The sequence below is a fragment of the Streptomyces sp. NPDC015130 genome (assembly GCF_043080005.1).
Taxonomy (GTDB): Bacteria; Actinomycetota; Actinomycetes; order Streptomycetales; family Streptomycetaceae; genus Streptomyces.
In genome coordinates, this window is sequence record NZ_JBIBVC010000006.1 from 477,577 (window position 1) to 499,626 (window position 22,050).

General features: G+C 70.0%; 11 protein-coding genes and 3 tRNA genes. 8 read left to right on the top strand and 6 right to left on the bottom strand.

The features are described from left to right. Positions 1-41 precede the first annotated feature (41 nt). From ACF08F_RS16025 to ACF08F_RS16035, 3 genes are all read left to right on the top strand, one after another. The gene (locus tag ACF08F_RS16025) at positions 42-1,301 is read left to right on the top strand and encodes an NAD(P)/FAD-dependent oxidoreductase (protein WP_392299077.1); all 1,260 of its coding nucleotides are present in this window, start codon (positions 42-44) and stop codon (positions 1,299-1,301) included. Positions 1,302-1,330: 29 nt separating this feature from the next. After that, entirely contained in the window at positions 1,331-3,220 is a 1,890-nt protein-coding gene (dnaG, locus tag ACF08F_RS16030; protein ID WP_392299078.1) for a DNA primase, read from the top strand. Positions 3,221-3,333: 113 nt separating this feature from the next. Next, positions 3,334-4,347: an RNA polymerase sigma factor gene (locus ACF08F_RS16035; RefSeq protein WP_392299079.1), complete on the top strand. Its 1,014-nt coding sequence runs from the start codon at positions 3,334-3,336 to the stop codon at positions 4,345-4,347. A 19-nt stretch (positions 4,348-4,366) separates the two neighbouring features. Here ACF08F_RS16035 and ACF08F_RS16040 read toward each other — a convergent pair whose 3' ends face one another. The 5 genes from ACF08F_RS16040 to ACF08F_RS16060 all read right to left on the bottom strand — a co-directional run bounded on the left by ACF08F_RS16040 (position 4,367) and on the right by ACF08F_RS16060 (position 11,327). Continuing rightward, on the bottom strand, positions 4,367-5,734 hold the full coding sequence (locus tag ACF08F_RS16040) for a TerD family protein (RefSeq protein ID WP_392299080.1): 1,368 nt from the start codon (positions 5,732-5,734) through the stop codon (positions 4,367-4,369). Between the two features lie 44 nt (positions 5,735-5,778). Continuing rightward, positions 5,779-7,704: an ABC transporter ATP-binding protein gene (locus ACF08F_RS16045; protein WP_392299081.1), complete on the bottom strand. Its 1,926-nt coding sequence runs from the start codon at positions 7,702-7,704 to the stop codon at positions 5,779-5,781. Further along, positions 7,704-9,437: an ABC transporter ATP-binding protein gene (locus tag ACF08F_RS16050; protein WP_392299082.1), complete on the bottom strand. Its 1,734-nt coding sequence runs from the start codon at positions 9,435-9,437 to the stop codon at positions 7,704-7,706. Before ACF08F_RS16050 ends, ACF08F_RS16045 begins: the two co-directional genes overlap by 1 nt. 101 nt (positions 9,438-9,538) lie before the next feature. Beyond that, positions 9,539-10,978, bottom strand: a complete 1,440-nt coding sequence (locus tag ACF08F_RS16055; protein ID WP_392299083.1) for an FGGY family carbohydrate kinase — start codon at positions 10,976-10,978, stop codon at positions 9,539-9,541. Positions 10,979-11,015: 37 nt separating this feature from the next. Next, positions 11,016-11,327, bottom strand: a complete 312-nt coding sequence (locus ACF08F_RS16060) for a YtxH domain-containing protein (RefSeq protein WP_392299084.1) — start codon at positions 11,325-11,327, stop codon at positions 11,016-11,018. A gap of 135 nt (positions 11,328-11,462) precedes the next feature. Between ACF08F_RS16060 and ACF08F_RS16065 the strand changes: the two genes are divergently transcribed. The 3 genes from ACF08F_RS16065 (at position 11,463) to ACF08F_RS16075 (ending at position 11,855) form a co-directional block, all read left to right on the top strand. Beyond that, positions 11,463-11,535 (top strand) — tRNA-Asn (locus ACF08F_RS16065). 5 nt (positions 11,536-11,540) lie between these two features. Continuing rightward, positions 11,541-11,613, top strand: a tRNA-Asn gene (locus ACF08F_RS16070). A gap of 165 nt (positions 11,614-11,778) precedes the next feature. Continuing rightward, positions 11,779-11,855, top strand: a tRNA-Ile gene (locus tag ACF08F_RS16075). 143 nt (positions 11,856-11,998) lie between these two features. On the opposite strand, the gene ACF08F_RS16080 is transcribed toward ACF08F_RS16075, so the two are convergent. After that, entirely contained in the window at positions 11,999-12,478 is a 480-nt protein-coding gene (locus ACF08F_RS16080; RefSeq protein ID WP_392299085.1) for a hypothetical protein, read from the bottom strand. A gap of 367 nt (positions 12,479-12,845) precedes the next feature. On the opposite strand from ACF08F_RS16080, the gene ACF08F_RS16085 reads away from it, so the two are divergent. Then, on the top strand, positions 12,846-21,440 hold the full coding sequence (locus ACF08F_RS16085; protein ID WP_392299086.1) for a DNRLRE domain-containing protein: 8,595 nt from the start codon (positions 12,846-12,848) through the stop codon (positions 21,438-21,440). Next, complete coding sequence (locus ACF08F_RS16090) at positions 21,422-21,976, top strand: SMI1/KNR4 family protein (RefSeq protein ID WP_392299087.1); 555 nt, start codon at positions 21,422-21,424, stop codon at positions 21,974-21,976. The genes ACF08F_RS16085 and ACF08F_RS16090 overlap by 19 nt, the downstream gene beginning before the upstream one ends. Positions 21,977-22,050: the final 74 nt, after the last annotated feature.

The window sequence follows — 22,050 nt, forward strand, 5'->3', positions numbered from 1 at the left end:
GGGGCGTAGGTTGGAACCGGTCGCAACGAGGAGGAATCGACGTGGTCGACGCAGATCAGACCTTTGTCATCGTCGGCGGAGGACTGGCAGGGGCCAAGGCGGCGGAGACGCTGCGCTCCGAGGGGTTCAACGGCCGGGTGATCCTCATCGGCGACGAACGCGACCACCCCTACGAGCGCCCACCCCTCTCCAAGGGCTATCTCACCGGCGCCAAGGAGCGGGACTCGGTCTTCGTCCACGAGGCCGCCTGGTACGCGGCGCACGACATCGAGCTCCACCTCGGCCAGGCCGTCACCGCCGTCGACCGCGAGGCCCGCACGGTCCGCCTCGGCGACGGCACCGTCATCCGCTACGACAAGCTGCTCCTCGCCACCGGCGCCGAGCCGCGCCGCCTCGACGTCCCCGGCACCGAGCTCGCCGGCGTCCACCACCTGCGCCGGCTCGCCCACGCCGACCGGCTCCGCCAGGTCCTCGCCGCCCTCGGCCGGGACAACGGCCACCTGGTGATCGCCGGCGCCGGCTGGATCGGCCTGGAGGTCGCCGCCGCCGCCCGCGGCTACGGAGCCGAGGTCACCGTCGTCGAGTACGAGCCCACCCCGCTCCACCGCGTCCTCGGCCCCGAACTCGGCCAGCTCTTCGCCGACCTCCACAGCGACCACGGCGTCCGCTTCCACTTCGGCGTGAAGCTCACCGAGATCGTCGGCCAGGACGGCATGGTCCTCGCCGTCCGCACCGACGACGGCGAGGAGCACCCCGCGCACGCCGTGCTCGCCGCGATCGGCGCCGCCCCCCGCACCGCCCTCGCCGAGAACTCCGGGCTCGCCCTCGTCGACCGGGCCGACGGCGGCGGCATCGCCGTCGACGCGTCGCTGCGCACCTCCGACCCCGACATCTACGCCGCCGGGGACGTGGCCGCCGCCCACCACCCCTCGCTCCACACCCGGCTCCGCGTCGAGCACTGGGCCAACGCCCTCAACGGCGGCCCGGCCGCCGCCCGCGCCATGCTCGGGCAGCTCGTCTCCTACGACCGGGTGCCCTACTTCTTCTCCGACCAGTACGACCTCGGCATGGAGTACTCCGGCTGGGCGCCCCCGGGCACGTACGACCAGGTCGTGGTCCGCGGCGACACCGGGAAGCGCGAGTTCATCGCCTTCTGGCTGAAGGAGGGCCGGGTCCTCGCCGGCATGAACGTGAATGTGTGGGACGTCACAGAGCCGATCCAGCAGCTCATCCGCTCCAAGGGCACGGTGGACCCCGAGGCCCTCGCCGACCCCTCCGTACCCCTGGAGAACCTGATCTGATCACTCTCGCCCGCACGTAGACTTCATGCGTGGCAGGCAGGATCAACGATGACGACGTGAAGGCGGTACGGGACGCGGTCCCGATCGACGCCGTCGTGTCCGAGTACCTCCAGCTGCGCAACGCGGGCGGCGGAAACCTCAAAGGCCTCTGCCCCTTCCACGACGAGAAGTCGCCCTCCTTCCAGGTCAGCCCCAGCAAGGGACTGTTCCACTGCTTCGGCTGCCAGGAGGGCGGCGACACCATCGCCTTCGTGATGAAGATCGACCACCTCTCCTTCTCGGAGACGGTCGAGCGCCTCGCCGCGAAGGCGGGCATCACCCTGCGGTACGAGGAAGGCGGCTACAACCCCGGCCACCAGCGCGGGGAGCGCATCCGCCTCGTCGAGGCGCACAAGGTCGCCACCCAGTTCTACATCGACCAACTCGACTCGCCCGAGGCCGAGATCGGCCGCAAGTTCCTCGCCGAGCGCGGCTTCGACCAGGCAGCCGCCGCCCACTTCGGCGTCGGCTACTCGCCGGCCGGCTGGGACCACCTCACCCGCTTCCTCCGCGGCAAGGGCTTCTCCGACAAGGAACTGATCCTCTCCGGCCTCTCCCAGGACGGCCGCCGCGGCCCCATCGACCGCTTCCGCGGCCGCCTCATGTGGCCCATCAGGGACGTCGGCGGCGACGTCGTCGGCTTCGGCGCGCGCAAGCTCCGCGACGACGACAACGGCCCCAAGTACCTCAACACGCCCGAGACGCCGATCTACAAGAAGTCCCAGGTGCTCTACGGCATCGACCTGGCCAAGAAGGACATCGCCAAGGTCAGCCGCGCCGTCGTCGTCGAGGGCTACACCGACGTCATGGCCTGCCACCTCGCCGGCGTCACCACCGCCATCGCCACCTGCGGCACCGCCTTCGGCGGCGACCACATCAAGATCCTCCGCCGCCTCCTGATGGACAACGGCTCGGCCCGCGTCATCTTCACCTTCGACGGCGACGCCGCCGGCCAGAAGGCCGCCCTCCGCGCCTTCGAGGACGACCAGAAGTTCGCCGCCGAGACGTACATCGCCATCGCCCCCGAGGGCATGGACCCCTGCGAACTGCGGCTCGCCAAGGGCGACGAGGCCGTCGCCGAACTCGTCCAGCCCCGCACCCCGCTCTTCGAGTTCGCGCTCCGCCAGATCGTCGCCCGGTACGACCTCGACACCCCCGGAGGACAGGGCGCCGCCCTGGACGAGGCCGCCCCGATCGTCGCCAAGCTCAAGAACCTCGCCGTACGGCACGGCGTCGCCGTCCAGCTCGCCGGCATGCTCGGGATCATGGACGAGCGGTTCGTCGTGCAGCGCGTGAGCCGGGTCGCCCAGTGGCAGCGCGACCGCGGCGGCCGCGGCCAGACGCCCGACCGGCCGCGCCGCGAGACCCCCCAGATCCAGGCACCGGTGGCACCCCCCGGCCCCGCGCTCAACCTGCGCAGCCCCGCCCACCGCACCGAGCGCGAGCTCCTCAAGCTCGCCCTCCAGCGCCCCGAACTCGTCTCGCCCTTCTTCGACGCCTACGGGGTCGACGAGTTCACGGCCCCGCCCTACGCGGCCGTCCGCCAGTGCGTCCACGACGCCGGCGGCGCCACCGACGCCCCCTCCGACTACCTCGACGCCGTCCGCGAGGCCGCGCCCAACGACACGGTCCGCTCCCTCGTCACCGAACTCGCCGTGGAGGCGATCTTCGCCGCGAAGGCCGCCGACGAGGTCTACGCGGCCGAACAGCTCGTCGCCGTCCGGCTCCGGGCCGTCGACCGCCGCATCGACCAGCTGAACTCCGCCCTCAAGCGCCTCGGCGCGGTGCCCCCGGAGCAGCAGGCCGCCGCGCAGCAGGAGGTCTTCGTCCTCCAGCAGTACAAGACGAACCTCAAGACGCACGGCGCGGGCGCACTCTAACGTCGGGTGACCTCACGGTCTCAAAAAGTCACCGCACGCCCCTCGTGGCGGCGATGTGTCGTACCCCACACTGGACGACGGTGCCGTTCCGCCCCTCCTGGAGGTCGCCCGCCGTGCAGACCGAGATCCAGACCACCGAACAGGACGAGCCGGCCGAACTCCCCGAGGCCCCGGAGGTCCCACCGCAGCGCCGCCGCGCCGACCCCGGCGGCAACGGACCCTCCTCCGACCTGTTCCGCCAGTACCTGCGCGAGATCGGCCGCATCCCCCTCCTCAGCGCCGAGGAGGAGGTCGAACTGGCCCGGCGCGTCGAGGCCGGCCTCTTCGCCGAGGAGAAGCTCGCCACCACCCCCGACCTCGACAGCGCCCTCGCGGGCGACCTCGACCGGCTCGTCGTCCTCGGCCGCATCGCCAAGCGCAGGCTCATCGAGGCCAACCTCCGCCTCGTCGTCTCCGTCGCCAAGCGGTACGTCGGCCGGGGCCTCACCATGCTGGACCTCGTCCAGGAGGGGAACCTCGGTCTCATCCGGGCCGTCGAGAAGTTCGACTACGCGCGCGGCTACAAGTTCTCCACGTACGCGACCTGGTGGATCCGCCAGGCCATGTCCCGGGCCCTCGCCGACCAGGCCCGGACCATCCGCGTCCCCGTCCACGTCGTCGAACTCATCAACCGGGTCATCCGCGTCCAGCGCCGCATGCTCCAGGAGCGGGGCTACGAACCCACCGCCGAGGAGGTCGCCGCCCAGCTCGACCTCGCCCCCGAGCGGGTCGGCGAGGTCCTCCGCCTCGCCCAGGAACCCGTCTCCCTGCACGCCCCCGTCGGCGAGGAGGAGGACGTCGCGCTCGGCGACCTCATCGAGGACGGCGACGCCGCCTCACCCGTCGAGTCCGCCGCCTTCCTGCTCCTCCGCCGCCACCTGGAGGACGTGCTCTCCACCCTCGGGGAACGCGAACGCAAGGTCGTCCAGCTCCGCTACGGCCTCGACGACGGCAGGCCCCGCACCCTGGAGGAGATAGGACGCATCTTCGGCGTGACGCGCGAACGCATCCGCCAGATCGAGTCCAAGACCCTCAGCAAACTCCGGGACCACGCCTACGCGGACCAGCTGCGCGGCTACCTCGACTAGGACAGGTCCTAGGCCTGTCCTAGCCGATCTCCCGCACCGTGAGCGTCCACGGCCCGTCCGCGCTGAAGAGCAGCAGCAGCGGCCCCGGCGGGATCGGGACGGTGTGCACCAGCGGACCGGTGGCATTCATCATCAGGGCGGGGTGGGTCAGGAGCGTCGTGCGCCCGGCGACCTCGTGGCACCACATGCCGACGTACCCGCTGCCGTCCTCCTTGCCTTCGAAGTGCACCCGGAGGTCGGCCGCGCCGCCCGTGAACAGCAGGGCCTCGGGGCCGTACCCGCGCAGCGTGCCCGTCAGACGCCGGGCGGCGGCGACGGGGCTCACGCGCAGGGCCCAGCGGTTGCGCGCTTCGACGCGCAGCCGCAGAGGGCGGTCCCCGGGGGCCCGGATGACCGAACTCCCCGTGAAGTGCGGGAGGGTGGTGCTGAAGAGGTGGTCGTCGTCCTTGTTGAACTTGTTCAGCGAAAAGACGCCGACATAGCCCTCGCCCTCGTGCGCGGCCTCGACCAGGACGGGACCGGGCGGGACGCGGCCGTCCACGGTGACCGCCTCGCCGCCCTTGCCGGAGGCCGTGAAGGGCTCGAAGACCGGCCCGAACTCCCAGCCCTCGACGAGCTCGTACGCCCGCTCGACGGGCGGGTACGCGGTGGGGACGGGCGACGGTGCGGGGGCGGGCCACGGTGTGGGGACGGGGGCGGCGGTGGGGGCGGGCGACGCCGTCGGGGCGGGGGCGGTGGTGACGGCGGGCGACGCCGTCGGGGCGGGCGTGCCGCCGGCTTCCCCGGCCTTTCGGGCCGGCGCGCTCGGGGCCACGAGTGCCTGCCACGGTGACTGGGCCAGTGGCCGACTCGGCGTCCGGCCCGGCGCCTTGGCCACGCCGGTCAGCGGGACGGGCCCGTCGGCAGGAGCCGCGACCGGCTGCTCCACTTCCTTCTCGGCCTCGGCCTCGACCTCGACGCCGTACGCCGTGACGAGCTCCGCGAGCCCGGAGGCGTACCCCTTGCCGATCCCGGTGAACTTCCAGCCTCCCGACTCGCGGAAGAACTCGCCGTACACGACGGCCTCCGCGTCGTCCGGACGCGCGATCAGCCAGGCGACGACCACCGCCCTGTCCGGGGCCATCGCCGCCAGCGAGCCGGAGGTCGCCGCACCGGCGATCACGATGCGCTCCACCTCCGGCTCCACCTCGTGCAGCGCGAGGGACAGCGCCTTCTTCGTGTGCTTCACCGCACCGGACGGGTGAACGGGCTGCCCCTCGAAGACCATGTCCGCGTCTCCGCGGACCCGGCCGTCCGCGCCGAGCAGCAGCGCCGCTATGTCCGTGTCTCCGATGCCGACCAACAGGGTGACCGAAGGCACCCAGGAACTCTCGGTTCTGTGACCCATACCGCACATCATGCGGCACGGGTCACACCCCGGTCGGAGCCGGGTCAGTCGACCTCGGCGACCGCCTGCGCGAACTGGGCCGCGTACAGCCGGGCATAGGCCCCGCCGGATGCCAACAGCTCCTTGTGCGTGCCCTGTTCGACGATCGAACCGCTCTCCATCACCAGGATCACGTCCGCGTCCCGGATCGTGGAGAGCCGGTGCGCGATGACGAACGACGTGCGCCCGTGGGCCAGTCGGGCCATCGCCTTCTGGATCAGCACCTCGGTACGGGTGTCGACGGAACTGGTCGCCTCGTCGAGGACGAGGATCACCGGGTCCGACAGGAACGCCCGGGCGATGGTGATCAGCTGCTTCTCGCCCGCGCTGACCCCGGTCCCGTCGTCGTCGATGACCGTGTCGTACCCCTCGGGGAGCGTACGGACGAACCGGTCGGCGTGCGCGGCCCGCGCCGCCTCCTCGATCTCCTCCCGGGTCACCTTCCGCGTCGTGCCGTACGCGATGTTGTCCGCGATGGTGCCGCCGAAGAGCCACGTGTCCTGGAGCACCATGCCGATGCCCCTCCGCAGGTCCTCGCGGGACATCCGCGCTATGTCCGTCCCGTCCAGGGTGATCCGGCCGCCCGTCACCTCGTAGAACCGCATCAGCAGGTTCACCAGGGTCGTCTTGCCGGCGCCCGTCGGGCCGACGATCGCGACCGTCTGGCCCGGCTCCACCGTGAGCGACAGGTCCTCGATGAGCGGCTTGTCCGCCTCGTACCGGAAGGACACCCCCTCCAGGGCGACCTTGCCCTTGAGGTCCGCCGGGTGCTCGCTCCGCGGGGCGTCCGGCTCCTGCTCCTCCGCGTCGAGGAGCTCGAAGATCCGCTCCGCCGAGGCCACGCCCGACTGCACCAGGTTCGCCATCGACGCGACCTGCGTCAGCGGCATCGAGAACTGGCGCGAGTACTGGATGAAGGCCTGCACGTCACCGATGGAGAGCGTGCCGCTCGCCACCCGCAGACCGCCGACGACCGCCACCAGGACGTAGTTGATGTTCGAGACGAAGAACATCACCGGCTGCATCACGCCGCTGTTGAACTGCGCCTTGAACCCGGCCTCGTACAGCGCCTCGTTCTGCTCGCGGAAGTCCCTCGCGGACTCCTCCTGCCGGCCGAAGACCTTCACCAGGTTGTGCCCGGTGTACATCTCCTCGACGTGCGCGTTGAGCGTGCCCGTGGACTTCCACTGCTGCACGAAGTGCGGCTGCGAGCGCTTGCCGATCCGCGCCGCGACGAGGACCGAGACCGGCACCGTCACCAGCGCCACCAGGGCGAGCAGCGGCGAGATCCAGAACATCATCGCGAGGACGCCGACGATCGTGAGCAGCGAGTTGATCAGCTGGCCCATCGACTGCTGGAGCGTCTGCGAGATGTTGTCGATGTCGTTGGTCGCCCGGGACAGCACCTCGCCGCGCTTCGCCTTGTCGAAGTACGACAGCGGCAGTCGCGCCAGCTTCGTCTGGACGTCCTCCCGCATGCGGAAGACCGTCCGGTTGATCACCTTGATCGACAGGCGGGTCGAGACCAGCATCAGCAGGCCCGCCGCCACGTAGATCGCGAGGACCCAGAGCAGGACCTCGCCGACCGCGCCGAAGTCGATGCCCTGCCCGGGGGTGAAGTCGACCCCGGACAGCATGTCGGCCATGCCGGAGTCGCCGCCCGCGCGGACCCGGTCGATCGCCTCCGCCTTTGTACCGTCCTCGAACTGCCGCCCGACGACCCCCGCGAAGACGAGGTCGGTCGCCTTGCCGAGGATCTTCGGCCCGACCACCGAGGCCGCCACCGACAGCATGGTGGCGAGCAGCATCACCCAGAGCGTGGCGCGCTCCGGCGCCAGCTGCGTCAGCAGCCGCCTGCCCGAGCCCTTGAAGTTCATCGACCGCTGGTCGGGGCCGCCACCGGCCATCATGCGTCCGCCAGGACCGGCCATCAGGCTGCCTCCGCCTCGGTCAGCTGGGAGAGCACGATCTCCCGGTACGTCTCGTTCCCCGCCATCAGCTCGCCGTGCCGGCCGGTGCCGACGACCCGGCCCTCGTCCAGGACGACGATCCGGTCGGCGTCCCGGATGGTCGCCACCCGCTGGGCGACGATCACCACCGTCGAGTCGGCCGTCTCCCGCCGGAGCGCCTCGCGCAGCAGGGCGTCGGTCTCGTAGTCCAGGGCGGAGAAGGAGTCGTCGAAGAGGTAGATCTCCGGCTTCTGCACCAGCGTCCGCGCGATCGCGAGCCGCTGCCGCTGGCCGCCGGAGACGTTCGTGCCGCCCTGCGCGATCGGCGCGTTCAGCCCGTTCTCCAGCTTCCGTACAAAGTCCGCGGCCTGCGCCACCTCCAGGGCGTGCCAGAGCTCCTCGTCGGTCGCGTCCGGCTTCCCGTACCGCAGGTTCGTCGCCACCGTCCCGGAGAACAGGTACGGCTTCTGCGGCACCAGGCTCACGGTCCGCGCCATCAGGACGGGGTCGAGCTTCCGCACGTCGACGCCGTCGACGAGGACCTCGCCGCCGGTCGCGTCGAAGAGCCGCGGGACGAGCCCGAGGAGCGTCGACTTGCCGCTGCCGGTGGACCCGATGATCGCGGTGGTCTCCCCGGGTCGGGCGACGAGCCCGACGTCCTTCAGGACCGACTCCTCGGCGCCCGGGTACCGGAAGTCCGCGCTCCTGACCTCCAGGTGCCCGCGCCGGTCGAGGGTCGTCACCGGCTCGGCCGGCGGCACGACGCTGGACTCGGTCGCGAGGACCTCCTCGATGCGCTCGGCGCACACCTCGGCCCGCGGCACCATCATGAACATGAAGGTGGCCATCATGACGGCCATCACGATCTGCATCAGATAGGCGAGAAAGGCGGTCAGCGCGCCGATCTCCATCCCGCCGCTGTCGATGCGGTGCGCCCCGAACCAGACGACGGCCACGCTGGAGACGTTCACGACGGTCATCACGACCGGGAACATCAGCGCCATCAGCCGCCCGGTCGCCATCGAGACGTCCGTCAGATCGGCGTTGGCCCGCCGGAAGCGCTCCTCCTCGTACCCGTCCTTCACGAAGGCGCGGATGACGCGGTTGCCGGTGATCTGCTCGCGCAGCACCCGGTTCACCGTGTCGAGGCGCTCCTGCATCGTCCGGAAGAGCGGCCGCATCCTCCGCACGATCAGGGTCACCGAGACACCGAGGACCGGCACCACCGCGAGCAGCACGGCCGACAGCGGCACGTCCTGGCCGAGCGCCATCACGATGCCGCCGACACACATGATCGGCGCCGAGACCATCAGGGTGAACGCCATCAGGACCAGCATCTGGACCTGCTGCACGTCATTGGTCGTACGGGTGATCAGCGAGGGCGCGCCGAAGTGCCCGAGCTCCCGGGCGGAGAAGGACTGCACCCGGTCGAAGATCGCGCCGCGGACGTCCCGCCCCAGGGCGGACGCCGTCCGCGCGCCGTAGTAGACCGCGCCGATGTTGCACACGACCTGCATGACGGAGACGCCGACCATCAGCGCGCCGAAACGCAGGATGTAGCCGGTGTCCCCGTTGACGACACCGTTGTCGATGATGTCGGCGTTCAGGGTCGGCAGGTAGAGGCTCGCGCAGGTCTGCAGGAACTGGAGCAGGACGAGCAGCGCGATGGGTTTTCGGTAGGGCCGCAGGTGGGTTCGGAGAAGTCTTATGAGCACGGGACCACTATCGCCCGCGCCCCTGTGCGAGACGACTCGGATTCGGGGTGCGGCCCGAGCCCTGGCGAAGACTTTACGAAGAACGTGTTTCGGCCTCGGCGCTACGCACCGAACGCCCCGGGATGCACCTGCTCCCGCGTGGCCACGTACTGCTGCCGCACGGCCTGGCCCACCGCCAGCTGGTCGCCGGCCTCCAGGACCTGGGCGGCGGCCCCCTGCCAGGCGGGGGGAGCGGACGGCGAGTGGGTGCCCCGGGCGACCCCGAGCGCCCAGGCGGCCTGCCGGGCGGCGCCGAGCGCCGCGTAGTCGGCCGGCTGGGGGACGACGACCTGCGCGCCGAACAGCGAGGGCGCGAGCGCCTGGACGGCCGGCAGCGCGGCGGCCGCGCCGAGCAGGAAGACCCGGCGCACCTCGACGCCCCGCCCGCGCAGGACGTCCATGGCGTCGGCGAGCGCGCAGAGCATCCCCTCGAACGCGGCCCGCGCGAGGTGCTCGGGCTTCATCGACTCGCGCCGCAGTCCGCTGAGCGTGCCCGCGGAGTGCGGCAGGTCCGGGGTCCGCTCGCCCTCCAGGTAGGGCAGCAGGACGAGCCCGGAGGAGCCGGGCGTGGACTTCAGCGCGAGGGCCGACAGCTCGTCGAGCGACTCCAGCCCCAGCATCTCCGCGGTCCCGCGCAGGGCCCTTACGGCATTGGAGGTGGAGACGACGGGCAGGTGCAGGCCGGCGGCGTCGGCGAAGGAGGTGATCATGCCGCTCGGGTCGGCGAGGGCCTCGTGGTGCACGGCCATCACCGAGCCGGAGGCGCCGAGCGAGACGACCGCGTCGCCGAGCCCGAGGCCGAGGCCGAGCGCGGCGGCCATGGTCTCGCCCGTGCCCGCGGAGATGAGGAGACCCTCGGGAGTGGTGCCGGCGGCCTCGGCCGGGCCGAGGACCTCGGGCAGCACGGCCTGGTGGCCGAGCGCGAGCTCCACGAGGTCGGGGCGGTACGCGGCCGTGCCGGCCGACCAGTAGCCGGTGCCGGAGGCGGCGCCGCGGTCGGTGGTGCGCCGCGCCGGGCGGCCGAGGAGCTGCCAGACCAGCCAGTCGTGCGGCTGGAGGACCAGCGCGGTCCGCTGGGCGTTCTCCGGTTCCGTGCGGGCCAGCCAGCGCAGCTTGGCGACCGGCTGCCCGGCGCCCGGCACACAGCCGACGGCCTCGGCCCACGCCTGGCGCCCGCCCAGGGACTCGACGAGATCGGCGGCGGCGACCTGCGCCCGCTTGTCGTTGCCGACGAGCGCGGGCCGCACGAGGGCGCCCTGCGCGTCCAGCGGCACGAGGCCGTGCTGCTGGGCGGAGACGCCGATGGCCTGCACGCCCTCCAGCAGTCCGCCGGTGGCGGCCTCGCCGAGCGAGAGCAGCCAGGTCTGCGGATCGACCTCGGCGGCCTTCGGATCGCCCTGGTGCGGGGCGTACCCCTGGCGCAGCACGGCGCCCGTGTCGGCGTCGCAGACGACGATGCGTGTGAATCCGGCAGAGCTGTCCAGTCCGGCGACTATCCCCATGGCACGTGATTCTGCCGCACGAGGGGCCCGTGCGGCATCAGGTGTTGCTGGTGCCCCAGTCGTCGTCCTCGACGAGGCCGTTGCTCCGGCCGCGGTTGCGCAGCGCGTGGACCCGGTCGGTCACCGAGGACGGCAGCCGGTCGCCCACCGTGTCGCCCACGGCGTGCATCGCCTTGCCCGCGACCTGGCGCCCGGTCTGGGCCGCCGACTCGGCGGCGTTGCGGACGGCGGGGTTCTGCGCGAGGTCCCTCGCGGACTTCTTCATCTGCTCGTAGCGCTCGCGTCCGGCCCGCGTGCCGATCACGTAACCGAGGGCGAGACCCACGACGAACGTCAGCTTGTACCGCACGGCTGCGATCCTTCCCTGGAGGCCCTGGGGATACCGATTGGCGGAGCACCCCCCTGCTTGCGCTAATGTATGTCTCGCAGCGAGCGAGCGCCCTCCCGGTCACCCGGACTGGGTCCGTTCGGTGCAACGCAGCAATCCCCTGTAGCTCAATTGGCAGAGCAGCCGGCTGTTAACCGGCAGGTTACTGGTTCGAGTCCAGTCGGGGGAGCGCGATCCCCTGTAGCTCAATTGGCAGAGCAGCCGGCTGTTAACCGGCAGGTTACTGGTTCGAGTCCAGTCGGGGGAGCAGGACGGAAGAGGACCCTTCGGGGTCCTTTTTCGCGTCTCGGGGAACCATGTGGCCCCGGACGAGGTCTTCATGGTCAGCAGAGCCGATCTTCCGGAGCAGGAGATCGTATGAGCGGCTATGCTGCGGCAGACGGCGCGCACACATGTACGCGCGTCACCGTGAGGGGCGGTAGCTCAGCCGGTTAGAGCAGCGGACTCATAATCCGTCGGCCGTGGGTTCGAGTCCCACCCGCCCCACCACAGCCCGTGGTCGCAGGAAGGATTCACCTGCGGCCACGGGCTTCTTCGTTTCCACGGTGCACCCCGCCCCGCACGGGATTCCGTAGCGACACGCCGACGTCACCCGGATGCCGTGGCCGGGCGTCTGTGGGGGGTCGGGTGCGTCAGGCCTCGTGGGGGGCGGCGGGCAGGGTGCCGGTGCAGGTGGCGCGGCCGTAGTCGCCCAGGGCGGTGGCGCGCTGGACGTGTCTGCCGTGGATCGCCAGGGTGCAGGTCGCCTGTCCGCCCTCTCCGTCGAGGACGACGGCGACGGTCGGGGTCCTGCCGAGGGGTGCGCGGACCGACTTCTTCCAGGGGAGTGTGACGGCCGTCTCCACCGTGGCCGTGCCGTCCTCGCTGCGGGCGAGGTAGGAGATCTCGGCGGTCCCCGTTCCCGTGACCTCGTACGTCACCTCGGCCGTCGGTACGGCGCGCGGCCGTCGGGGCGCCTCGGCGGTGTCGAGCATGCCGTAGCCGACGAGCCCGAGGCAGGCGAGCAGGGCGGTGGCGGCGACCAGCGGGCCCCGTCGGGACGGCGGAGCGCCCGCGTTCCCGTGTTCGCCCTCCTCCCGCACCGTGTTTTCCGCGAGTTCATTCGACGACATGAGAGAGCCCGGCTTTCGGTTGTTCGGCAGCTGAATCGGGTGGTTATACACCAGGCCTTCGGTCGATTGCGAGCGAGTGGAGGAATCGGGCGAACCACACCCCTTCAGGCCTTCGAATGTCCCTTTATGTCGCCAGGTTTGACCGGGCCTCACAAGGATGGTTAGAAAGCCCGCTGCAAGGCTGTGACCTCGCGGTTCGTCTCTTCCGTGCGATCACTCCGCATTGCTCCAAGCTGGGCGGAAACCTCCGCGCCGGCTCGTTCGGCGTGCCCATTTCGTGTGCCGATATGCGAGTGCGCCGACACCGAAAGGTATTGATGTGAAAGTTCAGTACAGGAGATACCTCTCCTGTCTGGTCGTGTCGGCGATGGCGAGTACGCTATTGCCGCAGATCGCCTATGCGGCTCCCCGGTCAGCGGCGGACAGCGGCGACGAGAAGGGCGTCTTCGACACCGTTGCCGGCTGGTTCTCGGACGACGAGCAGGGGAAGGTCGAGCCCCCGGCCGGCGGGAACCTGGAGATCCCCAGCCGGCAGAAGCTGCCGAAGGGGGAGAAGCTCCCGAAGGCTAAGCGGGTCAAGGAGCTGACCGGCAAGCGCACCTCGCAGGCGCGGTTCTGGCAGCTTTCGGACGGCCGGGTCGAGGCCGAGCTGACGGCCGTACCGACCTCGTACCGCTCCGGGGCGTCCTGGAAGCCGGTCGAGACCACGGTGCGCGCCACCCGGGACAAGGGCTTCGACTTCGCCAACACCACGAACGCCGGCAAGAGCTGGTTCGGCTCCGACGCCGGCAGGTTCATGCGCTTCGAGGCGGAGGGCGGTGGGGCGGTCTCCTTCGGTCTCGCCGGAGCCGGTGGTCTGAAGCCCGAGGTGAAGGGCGACCGGGTCGTCTACAAGGACGCCGTCGCCGGCGCGGACCTGTCGTACCGGGTGGGCAACGGTCAGGTGAAGGAGGACATCGTCCTGGCCGAACGCCCGGCCGGTCCCGTGTCGTTCACCTTCACCCTGGACACCGAAGGCGGTCTGCGGCCGGAGACCCGCAAGGACGGGTCGATCGCCTTCTTCGGCGAGGCCCCGGGCACTCCCGTCATGGTGATCCCTGCCCCGTACATGACGGACGCCAAGAAGGATCCGCAGTCGGTCACCGGCGGCACGTACAGCACCAGGGTCAGCCAGAAGCTGGTCCGGGACACCGACGGCAAGGGCTGGAAGCTCACCGTCACGCCGGACGCCACGTGGCTCGCGGCGAAGGAGCGGCAGTACCCGGTCGTCATCGACCCGACGATCACGATCACGCCGATCGCCTCGGTTTCCGAGGACACCATGGTCCTCTCGGACCAGCCCGGGGTGAACTTCAACAACACCTGGAAGCTGTCGGTCGGCAAGACGGACACCGGCGTCGCCCGCTCGCTGATCAAGTTCCCGCTGAGCGAGCTCCCGGCGGGGGTGAAGGTCGACGCGGCCCGGCTGAGTCTGTACTACGACCAGTCGCACACCACCAACGCCAACGCCGTCGTGCTGGAGGCGCACCGGGCCACCGGGGCGTGGAGCGAGGCGGGCGCGACGCCCGCGAACTGGACCAACACCAACGCGCTGGTCGGCGAACTGTCCGGCACCACGGTGTCCCTGGACGACGGTGACGCCGGCACGGCGGCGGTCGGCGAGTGGCCGCGGGGCACCACGACCGGTGGTGCGGCGACCGGCGACGACTACGCCTCCAACAAGAACGCGCTCACGGGCGAGTCGTACACCTGGCAGCCGAGGGTCCCGGAGACCGACACCTACCGGGTGGACGCGCACTACCCGGCCGCGGCGGACGCGGCCACGGCCGCCCCGTACACCGTCACCCACAACGGCGGCACCAAGAACTACACGGTCAACCAGACCGGCACCGGCGGCGTGTGGAAGACCCTCGACGCGGCGGAGCTGAGCTTCGCCAAGGGCACCGCCGGGAAGATCGTCCTCGGTGACACGGGCTCGGCCACGACCCGTACCCTGGCCGACTCGGTGCGGCTGGTGAATCCGGCCGAGATCACCAAGGCCGCCTGGGACTACAACAAGTGGCACGACTTCCCGGTCGCCGACACCGTCCAGAAGTGGGTCTCGGGCACGGCCGTCAACCACGGGTTCGTGCTCAAGGCCAAGGACGAGTCGGGCACCGCCCCGCTGGGCGGCCCGCGCTACGAGGCCGCCGACGGCAACACCTACGGCGGCGAGACCTCCACGTACCCGCGCCTGACGGTGACCTACGGCGCAGTCGGCACCTCGCTGAACTCGCCGACCGTGGTCCACTCCACCGGCCCGGAGCTCTCGTGGCCCGCGTACGCCAACACCAGCGGTGACACCGGCCTGGACATCGTGGAGTACCAGCTGCACCGCTCCACGCAGCAGGCCTTCACCCCGTCCGCGGCGACGCTGATCGCCCCGATCCCGACGGGCACGACCGCGTACACGGACACCACGGCGGTGCCGACCCCGGACTCCAGCTCCAGCGAGATCGGGAAGTCGTACTACTACCAGCTCGCCGTCAGGACCACGAACGGTCAGCTGCTCGGTTCGCCGACCCGCATCGTGGGCATCCCCAAGGCCGGCCGCACGATGCGGATCATCCAGGCCGGCCAGGTCGACACCACGCTCTCCTCGCAGCAGCCGACCGTCAACCACGACGGCCTGGTCTCCGGCAAGGCCCAGACCTGGCTGAGCGTCGGCAACAACTCCGGCACGTACGGCAAGACCCGCGCGGCCCTCAAGTTCCCCACCACATCCATCCCCACCACCGCCACGGTGCTGGAGAACAAGATGTACCTGTGGGGCGCGGAGACCACCGGCACGACCAACGGTGCGATCTACGAGCTCCACGCCCTGACAAGGGACTTCACCGAGACCCAGGCCACGTGGAACAACGCGAACTCGACCACCCCCTGGACCACCGCGGGCGGCGACTTCTCCGCCACCGTCTCCGACACCGTCCCGCAGATCACCGACGAGGTCGGCCGCCACTGGTGGGACGCCACCGGACTCATGCAGTCCTGGGTCAAGACCCCCACCGGCAACAAGGGCGTCCTGGTCAAGCTGAAGGACGAGACCACCACCGGCCCGCAGGAACGCACCCTGTTCCTGTCGGCCGAGGCCTCCGACCCGCAGCTGCGGCCGTACATGCAGGTCATCTACGTCGACTCGACCACCGAGGACACGTACTACGCGCCGACCACCCCGGCCCGGATGACCCCGAACACCACGTACACGGTGGAGTTCACGGTCACCAACACCACCTCCACGGCGTGGGCCGCCGGTGAGCGCGAGCTGTCCTACACCTGGAAGCTCCCCGACGGCACGGACGTCACGACGGGCGGCAACCAGCTGTCCACCGCGGTCCCCGCCCTCCTGCCGGGCAAGTCCGCCACGATCCAGGCCAAGGTCGCCACCCCGGTCAACTCGGACTCCGGCAACAAGCGCAACGAGTACGTGCTCGGCTGGGACGTCCGCAAGGCCTCCGACGGCAGCTGGCTGTCCGCCGGCACCGGCGGCATCCCGCCGCTGAAGCAGAACGTCGCGGTCGAGGACCCCACCTCCAACAGCCTCGGCCTGGAGAAGTTCTACTCCTACACGGGCAAGAACACCGGTGCCGGTTCCACGGTCATGAACAACCTGGCCGCCGGTAACAGCGTCTGGCAGTACAACGCCTTCGCCAACCCCGGCCGTGGCCTGAGCACCTTCGTCCGCTTCGCCTACAACTCACAGGACACCTCGGACACCGTCGCCGGCCACGGGTGGTCGATGCAGGCGGCGGGGCCCATCCGCCTCGGCGCGGCACTGGACTTCCACCCCAACCCGAACCCGACGGAGATCCGCCTCCCGGACGGCGACGGCACCACGCACGTCTTCAGCAAGCAGGCGGACGGCAGCTGGAAGGCCCCGGCCGGCGTCCACTACAAGGTCACCATGAAGGCCGGCCTGGACTGCAAGCCGACCAAGGACCCGGTCCCGGACGCCTGGACGCTCACGCGCCCGGACGGCACCCGCTTCCTGTTCGGCTGCGACGGCTACATGACGTCCGCGATCGACAAGAACGGCAACACGCAGACGTTCACGTACGAGGAGCGGAAGTCCAACAACAAGCCGACCAAGTTCCTGACCTACATCACGGACCCGGCCGGCCGTCGGTCCCTCACCGTCGACTACTACAGGAAGGGAGACGCGTCCTACCCGTACATCAACGACCTGGGCGCGAAGGTCACGGGCTCGAACCTGACCAACTCCAAGATCTACGACCACGTGAAGTCCATGACGGACATCTCCGGCCGCAGGATCGCCTTCTTCTACACCGACAAGGGCCTGCTCGGTCAGATCACCGACGGTGACGGCTCCGGGCAGCCGAAGGACTTCAGGTTCACCTACGACGCCACGCAGGGGAACAAGAACGTCAAGCTGGTCAAGGCCACCGACCCGCGCGGCAACGCCACACAGCTCGCGTACCACGCGCCGCAGGCCGGTGACGACCCGAAGTACCACTGGTGGACCAAGACGATCACCGACCGTCTCCAGGGCGCCACGGGCTTCGCCTACGCGGCGGACGCCGCGAACGCGAAGTTCACGGCCACCGAGGTCACCGACGCCGAGTCCCGCGCAACGGACTACGTGGCGGACGACTTCGGCCGTCCGGTCCGGACGACCAACGCCAAGGCGCAGACCACGAAGATGTCGTGGGACGCCGACAACAACGTCACCTACCTGGAGGAGGCCAACGGCGCCAGGACCGCGTACTGCTACGACCAGAAGACGGGCTACCCGCTCTGGAAGCGCGACGCGGAGAACAACAAGGCCGGCGTCCCCCCGTCCACCGACTGCGCCCCGGGCGTCCACCCGGCGAACGCGCAGAAGTTCGAGTACCAGGTCCGGCTGGACGGCTTCTCGGCCGACCTCTTCCGCAAGACCTCCGCGGAGGGCCGCGTCTGGCAGTTCGGCTACGACGCGTTCGGCAACCTGAAGACGGTCACCGACCCCAAGGGCGTCGCCACCCCGACCGCCGGTGACTACACCTCGTCCTACGAGTACGACGCCTTCGGCCAGCCGACGAGGACGACCGACCCGAACGGCAACCCGACCACCTACGGCGGCTTCGGCCCGGTCGGCTTCCCGAGCACCATCACGGACGCGCTGAACAAGACGTCGGCCTTCGTCTACGACGAGCGCGGGCAGGTCACCGAGGTCACCGACGCGCTCGGCAAGCGCACCACGCAGTCGTACGACACCTTCGGCCGCCCGCTCGGCAAGTCGGTGCCCAAGGACCAGGCGTCCGGAGCCATGGTCGTCACCCCGGCTCCGGTGTACGACGCCAACGACAACGTCGTCTCCTCCACCGCTCCCAACGGTGCGGTGATGTCGGCGACGTACGACGCCGCGGACCAGATGCTCTCGTCCTCGGACCCGAAGGACACGCCCACCGGCCCGGAGCGCAGGACCGACTACGCGTACGACCGGACCGGCCACCTGACGCGGACCACCCAGCCGAAGGGGACCGCGACCACCGCGAACCCGGACGACCACGTCACCACGCACCACTACAACGAGATCTACGAGCTCACCTCGGTGGTCAACTCCGCCGGTGACAGGATCTCCTACGAGTACGACGGCGTCGGCAACCTCGTCACGGTCATCGACCCGAAGAAGACCGCGACCGCCGACCCCACCGACTACACCTCCAGGACCGCGTACGACCTGAACCACCGGGCCGTCTCGGTCACCGACCCGCTGGGCAAGACCAACTCGCGTACGTACGACAAGGACTCGCTGGTCGTCTCCACCAAGGACGCCGAGAACAACGAGACCCTGATCACCTACGACGAGCGCGCCAAGAAGACGCAGATCAGGGCTCCGCACACCGGCACCGGCCCGAACATCACCTACCGGACCACCCGGTACGAGTACGACCAGGCCGGCAACACCGTCAAGGTGATCACGCCGCGCGGTACCGAGACGGCCGCCACGGACGACTTCACCCTGCGCACCGAGTACGACGCGATGAACCGTCCGGTGAAGCAGTTCCAGCCGTACGACCCCGCCGACGCCCGCTACAACGACCCGAACGTCTACACCGAGACGTCCTACGACGCGGTCGGCCGGGTCATGAAGACCTCGACGCCGCCGTCCGAGGGCCAGACGGTCCGCAACGACACCTCGTTCAGCTACTACGACAACGGCTGGATCAGGTCGACCACCGACCCGTGGTCCATCGTCACCACGTACGACTACAACGAGCTGGGCCGCCAGACGGCCCGGACCCTCACCTCGGCGGGCGGTTCCTCCGAGCGCACGATGGCGTGGTCGTTCTACCCGGACGGCAAGCTGAAGTCGAAGTCGGACGACGGTGTGCCGGTGGGCAGCGGCGTCACCCTCGTGGACAACTCCGACACGCAGAACACCTCCGCGACCGGAACCTGGACGAAGGCGAGCCTGACCGGCCAGCAGGGCTACGACCACCAGGTCCACGCCGCCGGCACCGGGACCGAGGCGTTCACCTGGACGCTGAACATCCCCAAGGACGGCACCTACACGGCCTACGTCAGGTACCCGCAGGTCGCCGGCGCGGCCACCGCCGCCAAGTACACGCTCACCAAGTCCGACGGCACGACCACGGACGTGCTCCGGGACCAGAGCAGGCAGGCGGGCACCTGGGTCAGCCTCGGCTCGTTCGCCCTCACCCAGGGCAACGCGGCCAAGCTCCAGCTGTTCCGGAACGGCACCGGCGCGGTCGTCGCCGACGGCGTCAAGCTGGTCCGGGACAACGCGGCCGACACGGACGACGAGAAGCGCACCTTCGCCTACGGCTACGACGTCAACGGCAACCTGACCTCGATCGACGACACCACGCCGGGTGCCAAGATCGACGCGTACGCCCTCGCGTACACCGGCCTGGACCAGATCCAGAAGGTCACCGAGACGCTGGCTGGCCAGGAGAAGAAGGCCACCACCTACACCTACGACTCCACCGGCCAGCCGCTCTCGGTCACCCACCCCGACCAGTTCTCGCGGTACACCTACGACACACGTGATCTGACCAGCACGGTCTCCGTCGGCGACACGCCCGCGGATCCGTCCCCCAAGGTCACGTCGTACACGTACACGGACCGCGGTCAGGTCCTGCGGGAGACCAAGGCCAACGGCAACACCGTCGACCACGCCTACTACCTCGACGGGGCGGTCAGGAGCACCACCGAGAAGAAGGCCGCCGGTTCCCTGGTCGCCTCGCACGCGTACACGTACGACGCCCACGGCAACGTGGCGCAGGACGTGGCGAAGAAGATGAACGCCGACAACCACGCGGCGTACCTCGACTCCACCACCGACTACACCTACGACCCCGCCGACCGCCTCGCCAGGTCGGTCAAGACGGGCAACGGCGCGGGCACGGACACCTATGTCCACGACGACAACGCCAACGTCGTCAGCCAGAACGTCAAGGGGACGGCCACCACGTTCTCCTACGACCGCAACCGACTGCTGAGCGCCTCGGTGGGCGGCGCGTCGTTCCAGTACACCTACGACCCGTTCGGCCGCCAGGAGACGGTCACCAGTGCGGGCAAGGTCGTCGGCCGCAGCGTCTACGACGGCTTCGACCACGTCGTCGAGTCCCAGAAGATGGACGGGACCGGAGCGATGAAGTCGACGACGTACGCCTTCGACCCCCTCGGCCGCACCCAGTCCAAGACCGTCGACGGCAAGAAGACCGGCTTCAGCTACCTCGGTCTGTCGAGCGAGGTGCTGGGGGAGGAAGTCGCGGGTCAGCTGACCGCGTCCTACCAGTACAGCCCCTGGGGCGAGCGGCTCTCCCAGGTCAAGCACAGCGCGGACGGCACGAAGGAGGACTCCTACTACAGCTACAACCGTCGCACGGACGTCGACGCGGTGACCGACGCCAACGGGAACACCCGGTCCACCTACGGCTACACCGCCTACGGCAGCGACGACACGTCCGAGTTCACCGGCCTGGACAAGCCCGACGCCGGCAACCCCGGCAAGGAGGAGCACAACCCCTACCGGTACAACTCCAAGCGCTGGGACGCCCAGTCCGGCACCTACGACATGGGCTTCCGGGACTACAGCCCCGGCCTGAACCGCTTCACCACCCGGGACATGTACTCCGGCGCCCTCGCCGACATGAACCTCGGCATGGACCCGTACACCGGGAACAGGTACGCCTTCACCGGAGGCAATCCGACCAGCCTGGTCGAACTCGACGGACACCTCGTCTGGTTCGCCGTCCTGGTGCCGGTGGCCGCGGTCGTGGGCGCCGCGGTCGGCGCGGCCATCGTGGCGGCAGCCGTGACCGTCGCGGTCGAGGCGACCATCGACGCCATCGGCGACGCCGTCGACGAAGCCATGGCGGAGGCCGACGACGAGCCGGCGCCGGCTCCGACCACGCAGCCGCGTCCGGGTCCCCGGCCGGGTGACGGATCGGGCACGGACACGGACAACGACCAGCGGTGCGCCTCCGACTCGAAGTCGTCCCGCTACCAGTACCAGCCGCTGGACGGGGCCGGACGCGCCCAGGGAGCGACGGCGCTGATCTGCCCGAGCGACCTCAAGGCACCTCTCGCGGACAGGGACACCGGCTCGGTGAACGTGTACGGCTTCCCGGACCCCGCTCAGAACACCCCCCGGTCGGGCAAGGGCAACATCTTCGACCGCACCCACATCGTCGGCGACAAGGTGGGCGGCGACTGGGTCGACGAGAACCTGTTCACCGGGTTCTCGCGCATGAACAAGAGCGGCATGCGGCGCTGTGAGATCAAGATGGAGAAGCAGCTGGCCGCTCAGAAGTGGGTCATGTACACCGGAAAGGTCAACTACAGCCACACCACGGGAATACCGGACAGCATCACGATGTCCGCCTATACGGAGGACGGGGTACTGTTCGAGAACATTGTGGTGAAGAACATCACGGATTGGCAGACGACATGCTGAGCCTGGAGGAGCTGGAGACCGCGCTCCCGGCCATGACCCCGTGGCGTGTGGCCGCGGGGCGCGCGGTGGACTGGGCCGCCCTCGAAACGGACCTGGGGACCGCGCTGCCGTCGGACTTCCGCTCCCTGGCGGAGGCCTATCCGGTCCTGGTCATCGGCGACTTCCTGACGGTGTCCGTGCCCCGGCCCGGCGCCGAGCTGGCATGGGCGTCCGAGTCGCGGGAGGACGAGATCCTCCAGGACCTGTACGAGATGGGCGACACCGGGGACTACGTCCCCTACCCCCGGCCCGGTGGCCTGCTGGGCTGGGCGCAGTCCAACTCGGGGGACTGCGTCTACTGGAGGACGGGCCCCTCGAACCCGGACGAGTGGCCCGTGGTCGTCCGAGGGGACAACGGCGACTGGTCGGAGTTCCCCGTCGGCGCCGTGGAGTTCCTGGCCGGCGTGTACCGGCGGACCCTGCGCGTCCCCGGCATGCCCGGGGACTTCCCCGGCGAATCCCCCCGGGTACTGGGCCTGAGCGACCGCGTCGACTGATGCGCGGTCCCGTGGCCCGCATGTGAGGAGCTCGCGGGCCGATCTGCTCCACCGGCGGTGCCGCCGACCGTTCT

What these genes read in the sequence shown, in the direction of transcription:
- ACF08F_RS16040 (WP_392299080.1), bottom strand. Translation starts at nt 5,734, where the DNA reads ATGGGTCACAGAACCGAGAGTTCCTGGGTGCCTTCGGTCACCCTGTTG.
- ACF08F_RS16080 (WP_392299085.1), bottom strand. Translation starts at nt 12,478, where the DNA reads ATGTCGTCGAATGAACTCGCGGAAAACACGGTGCGGGAGGAGGGCGAA.
- ACF08F_RS16045 (WP_392299081.1), bottom strand. Translation starts at nt 7,704, where the DNA reads ATGGCCGGTCCTGGCGGACGCATGATGGCCGGTGGCGGCCCCGACCAG.
- ACF08F_RS16085 (WP_392299086.1), top strand. Translation starts at nt 12,846, where the DNA reads ATGGCGAGTACGCTATTGCCGCAGATCGCCTATGCGGCTCCCCGGTCA.
- ACF08F_RS16055 (WP_392299083.1), bottom strand. Translation starts at nt 10,978, where the DNA reads ATGGGGATAGTCGCCGGACTGGACAGCTCTGCCGGATTCACACGCATC.